This window comes from Nocardiopsis listeri (genome assembly GCF_020741345.1).
Classification (GTDB): domain Bacteria; phylum Actinomycetota; class Actinomycetes; order Streptosporangiales; family Streptosporangiaceae; genus Nocardiopsis; species Nocardiopsis listeri_A.
Map to the genome: position 1 here is coordinate 1 of NZ_DYZD01000025.1, position 5463 is coordinate 5463.

4 protein-coding genes are annotated in these 5463 nt (G+C 70.7%); 2 read left to right on the forward strand and 2 right to left on the reverse strand.

Translation table 11 applies throughout. The features are described from left to right. The first annotated feature begins 159 nt into the window (after positions 1-159). Both K8V84_RS01175 and K8V84_RS01180 read left to right on the forward strand, forming a co-directional pair. Complete coding sequence (locus K8V84_RS01175; protein WP_304069333.1) at positions 160-762, forward strand: hypothetical protein; 603 nt, start codon at positions 160-162, stop codon at positions 760-762. 434 nt (positions 763-1196) lie between these two features. Next, positions 1197-3068 (forward strand): serine/threonine-protein kinase, encoded by a 1872-nt coding sequence (locus tag K8V84_RS01180; protein ID WP_304069334.1) that lies wholly within the window; start codon positions 1197-1199, stop codon positions 3066-3068. 187 nt (positions 3069-3255) lie between these two features. Here the strand turns inward: K8V84_RS01180 and K8V84_RS01185 are convergent, their stop codons facing one another. Further along, complete coding sequence (locus K8V84_RS01185) at positions 3256-4551, reverse strand: hypothetical protein (protein WP_304069335.1); 1296 nt, start codon at positions 4549-4551, stop codon at positions 3256-3258. A 127-nt stretch (positions 4552-4678) separates the two neighbouring features. Further along, on the reverse strand, positions 4679-5463 hold a 785-nt coding region (locus K8V84_RS01190), incomplete at its 5' end, for a hypothetical protein (protein WP_304069336.1).

Sequence of the window (5463 nt, forward strand, 5' to 3'; positions counted from 1 at the left end):
ACTGGCCTTGGACGCCCACCTGGCGTGGTGATCGACCGGGCCGAGCCGGATGGCTGAACCGGCCCGAACCGCATCGAATGAGAGAGCGCATCCCCCATGTCGTGCGTCCCCCGGAAGGCTCCGGAGCCCGAACACCGCGCCCCGACGGTCCGGACACCGGTGGGCGCGACGCTCTTCCTCGTGGCCGTCGCCACCATCTACCCCGGGCTCTTCTTCCTGCTCGGGACCCTGGCCTACGTTTGCGTGCACCTCGTCGCCCTCGGGGCCACCCCCGGCCTCCTGCCCTTCGGCTTCGCCGTCGTCGTCCTCTCGGCGGTCACCCGGAGCATCCCCAGAAGGCTGAAGCGGTTCGGGTTCCCCCGGCCCCGGGTGACCTCCGCCCTGCTGTTGGGGGCCACCATCGCGGGTGTGGCACAGCTCGTGGTGCTCACCTTCTACGCGCCCTTCCCGTTCGCCACGTTCCCGCTCCCCCTGTGGCTGTTCACCTACACGCTCGTGGTGCCGGTGGCCGCCGTGCTGCTGTGGACCCGCGGGTTCCGGACGTCCCGGAACCGCTGGGGCGCGGTGATCCTCGTCCTGTTGCTCCCCGTGACCTCCGTGGGGTGGGGGTGGATCGCGAAGAACGCCGGGGAACGGCACGTCCAGGATCCGTCCGGATTCTCCTCGGACGTTGGACCCTCCATCCGGGTGATGCCCCTGGAGCAGGGGCGGTCGATGGTCGGGTCGGACCGACCGAACTCACCGAACGCATTCACCCGGTAACGGAGGAGGAATATTCGATGTCGGTGAGTGGACACGACCGAACTTCGGTCGACTCAAGTGAACTCGGGGGAACTCGGGGAAACATCTCCATCCTTCTTCATGACCGGATGAGGACACGGAAGACGGAAAATTCGGAGTGCTACGCGGGCATTTTGGATTTTGTCCGAGAGGGGTGGGGGAGAAGCATTCGAGTGTCCTGACGGAAAGAATCTCGTGACCGACCGAGCAGGTACGGGCACGTTCCGAGCCCCGCAAAAAGGCTTGAAACACCGACTCGCACGGCTGACCGCTTGCGGTCAACTGTCCTTGGTCCCCAATGCGTTCGTCATCCCATCGGCCTACAGTGGAGTTTCGGTTCCGACTGGTCATTGAAACGGCGTCCCCTCCCCTACCTCGTTACACCACACCGCACCGCCAGAAAGGAAACCTCCCCCATGCCGACCCCCGAACACCCCACCGTCGGCCGTTACGAACTTCGCGGACGCCTGGGTTCGGGTGGGATGGGAACGGTCTGGCACGCGTACGACCCGATCCTGCAACGGGACGTGGCGGTCAAGGAGGTCCTGCTGCCGGACGGCATGAGCGAGGAGGACCGGGTCGAGGCGCACGCCCGGACGCTGCGCGAGGCGCAGGCGACCGCACGGATCCACCACAACGCCATCGTCACCGTCCACGACGTCCTCGAACACGACGAGAGCCCGTGGATCGTCATGGAACTGCTCAGCGGCTCCTCCCTGCACCACCACATCGAGGCGCACGGACCCATGCCGGCGGAACGGGTGGAAGAGGCCGCCAGGGCGTTGCTGGGCGGGCTGAACGCGGCGCACGCGGTCGGTGTGACCCACCGGGACGTCAAGCCCGCCAACATCATGCTCACCGAGGACGACCGAACCGTACTGATGGACTTCGGGATCGCCAACGTCGACGGCGGCGCCGCGCTCACCCAGACCGGTGTGTACATCGGCTCGCCCGAGTACATGGCCCCGGAAAGGTTCGAGGGCGAGCGCGCGCTGCCGGCCTCGGACCTGTGGAGTCTGGGCGTGACCCTGTACTCACTGTTGGAGGGGCGTTCGCCGTTCAAGCGGGACAGCATCACGGGGATGATCAGCGCGGTGCTGACCGCCCCGGTCCCACCGCATCTGCGCCGGAACGAGGCCGCGGGTTCCCCTCGCGGGGCGGCGCTGCAGGCGCTCATCTCGTCGCTGCTCACCCGGGACGTGAACGCCCGGCCCACCCCGGCGGAGGCGCTGGAGCTACTGGAGCGGGAGAGGCAGAACGCGCAGAAGGACGTGCCGACCCGGAAGGCGGCGCTGCCGGAGGAGACCACGGTCGAGTCGGCCGTGGTCGTGGAGTCCGCGTCGATGGAGTCGGCGGCGGTGGAATCCGCCGCGATGATGGAATCGGTGGGGCCGGCGGTGGTTTCGCCGACGCTGAGGGTCCAGGCGGAGTCGGAGCGGGGTGCGGAGCGGGGATCGGAGCCGACGGCAAGGACACCGCAGGAGCCGGCGCGCGGGACGTCGGGGCAGAAGACACCGGGGCAGGGTGTTCCCACGCGGGGTGCGCCGGGGCCGGGAGACCGGAGGGTGGGCGAGCCGAGGCCGGGAACCCCGGTCCGGGGAGTTCCCGTACGGCAGGGGCCGGTCCAGGTCACCCCGGCCGGGGGCACCCCCGCGCAGGGTTCTCCGGCACGGAATCGGCCGGCACCAGCCCGGGGTCACCCGACCCCGGTGCCGCCGAACGGCCCCGTTCCCGTCCCTCGACAGGGTCGGCCGCTTCCCCCGGCCCAGCATCGACGACGGGCCCACGTCCGGCCGACACTCCCGGCGCCCGCCCCACCGCGGGCCGGAGTGACCACCGAGGCGGCCCGCAACTTCCTCGAAGGCACCGGCTACACGCCCGACCCCGCCCCCGGTGACACGGAACCGGGGAAGCCCATCGGGGTGCTCACCGCCATGGGCATGCTCGGCCTCAACGCGGTGGTGCTGTTCGTCCTCACCGTCATGACCATCGTCGGCTCGACGGGCTCGGCCGCTCCGTCGTGGGGCACCGCCTTGCTCCTCGGCGCCTGGGGTCTGTCGTCGGCGGTCGCAGCGCTGACGCTGCCGACCCGCTCCCGGCCGGTGTTCGCGCTGGTGGTGGTCGGCCAGGCCTGCGGCGCGGTGTTCCTGGGCATCCGGATGTTCGAGGTGGTCATCCACACCCCCGAGCTCATCGTGCTCCACGCGTTGTCGCTGCTGTACACGATCACGGTCGCGGGGCTGCTGCTCCTGCCTGCGCCCTCCCGCGCCTTCTTCCGCCTCGGGTGAGCGAGCTCGGCCGAGGGGCTCGGGTTCGTGGGCGTCTCGCCCGCCCCGACACGACCCGAGGCGGCACGAAGCGGGCGGAGCCGGTGGCTCCCCCGAGATCGATGGGATCACGTTCGACGGTCATCGCGCCGGCCCGAACCTCCACGCCTGTGGACAACCCGTCACCGGCCGGATGAGCCTTCGCGGGCTAGTCCCACTCGATGGTGCGCACGCCCTCCTTCTCCGGCAGGCCCGAGTCGCCGTCCAGCGCGAGCCGGCACACCAGGTCCTCGGCGTCCGCCAGGTTGGCGAAGCACCCGTACGACATCCGCCGCTCCGGGTCCGGGTTCTCCAGCCACAGGGTGTTCTCGTCCTGCCACAGCAACTGCAACGTGGCGCCGGTGAAGGACCGGAAGACCAGGAACGCCCCGAGGCTCGGGGTGGTCCGGTAGAGCAACGACCGAGCCTCGGCCAACTCCAGGAGCACGGCGGACACCCGCGAGGCGGTGCCCAGGGGGTGGGGGTCGTCGTGGGCGACCTCCACGAACCCGGTGGGGTCGGGGAGGGCGTCGCGGGCGGGCAGCGACCCGTCCACCGCCCAGCGTCCCAGGATCTCGTCGAGATGGCGGCGGTCCAACCGGCGCTCGGACCCCACGACGCGCATGCGGTCGAAGTCGCGCTCCAAAGTGATGCTTCCGCCGGTGATCAGGCTGGTGACCGTGACGGACATGTCGGAGGGCAGCCAGGGCAGGAACAGGCGGGTGAACTCGCGGACCGGGACGCAACGGTTCCGGTCCTCGCCCCACCAGGTGAGCCGGTTGTCGACGGGGCTGGTGAGCACCACGTCGATCGTGGGTTCGCGGTCCACGTCCGGGCCGGGGTGTGCGGCCATCTGGCCGAGCCGCCGGCAGCGCCACTCCATGTCGATCCGGATGCGGTTGACCGACTCGTCCGTCCACATCGCGTCCAGACCGTGGGCCTGGAGCACTTCCAGGATCTCCTTGGCGACGGCGTGGGTGAGTCGCCCCTGGCCGGGATCGAAGGTCAGCCACAGACCCTCGCCGGCGAACGCCAACTCGATGTCGGTGTCGAAGAAGTAGACGACCGCGCGCGCTCGCGGGTCCTGGGCGACGGCGAGCCGCCACAGGTGGACCTCACCGCCGCTGTCGGCGAGACAGCCGTCGCAGCAGTCCAGCGCCTCGAAGCAGGGGATGCCGATCGCGGCGAGGGCCTGGCCGGCGCGTTCGAGCCGGTCCACTTCGGTGCGCACCGGCCATCGGCGCTGCCACCGCAGATGTCGGGCGAAGGCCCGGTCCAGGATCTCCCGCAGCACCGGCGTGCCGGGGTGCTCGATGCGAGGATCGGGGCCGCCGTTCTCCTCCAGCGTGTCGGACACCTCGGTGAGGATCTCCCCGAACCCCTGCCGGCCCGTCGCGACACGGACGGCCATCTCCTCCCGGAGGGCGGCATGAGGGTCGTCGCCGCTCACCCGTTCAACATTCATTCGCACAATGTGCCAGACGCGGACGGCCCGTGGGTGGGGAACGGGCGAAGCTTCATCGACCGTTTTCGGCCACGGCCCCTCGGAGGGGCTCAGGGGCGCTCACGAACGCTCGAAGGCGCCGTCGTGGTCAGGCGAAGACGCCGCTCAGCCCCGTGGCGGCGGCGTGCACGCGGGCGGCGCTGTCGTCCCGAACCCTCCTGGCGGCCTCGGCGGTCCGGGTGAGTTCGGCGACCTCCGGGGACTCCTCGGCCAGCAGGGACGCCTCGATCCTCAGCTCCGCGTAGGCGTCGAGAGCCGTGACGGCCTCCTCGCACTGCTCCCATTCCCGGTGGGCCCTCACCGCGGCCTCCACCAGGTGCCCGTACTCGACGATCTGCTCGACCCTGGTGCGGATGTGCTCCTCGGTGGCGACCAGGTGTTCCTGTTGCGCGCGGAGCACCCGGCGAACCCGGTCGGTGGTGGCGCGCTGCCGGCGCAGGAGGTACTCGCGCCGCAGCTCCCGTTGTCGGGACAGCAGGGAGGCGATGCGCCACTCCTGTTCACGCAGCACGGCGAGTCCGCGGTCGGTGTCGAGGGTGTCGGACCCTGACAGTTCCACCCGGGCGTCGACGACCTGGTCGATGGTGCGCTGCACGTCCACCAGCAGACCGTGGTCGGCGGCGCTGATGTCGCCGGGCAGCAGGATCCGGTCCCGGTGGTCGGCCCGGGGCTCCCGTCTTCGGCCGGAGGTCAGCACGTCGGCGGTGACGACGCCCGCGAGCAGCGCGAACAGCGTCCCCGAGATGAGCAGCGGCGACACGGGGGCCACGAGCCCGAGCGACCACAGGGGCGTGACGGCCAGGGCTCCGGCGCCCAGCAGTCCGCCGGTGACCTGTACCCGGCGGCTCGCGTCGGGGCGCACGCCCAGGGCGG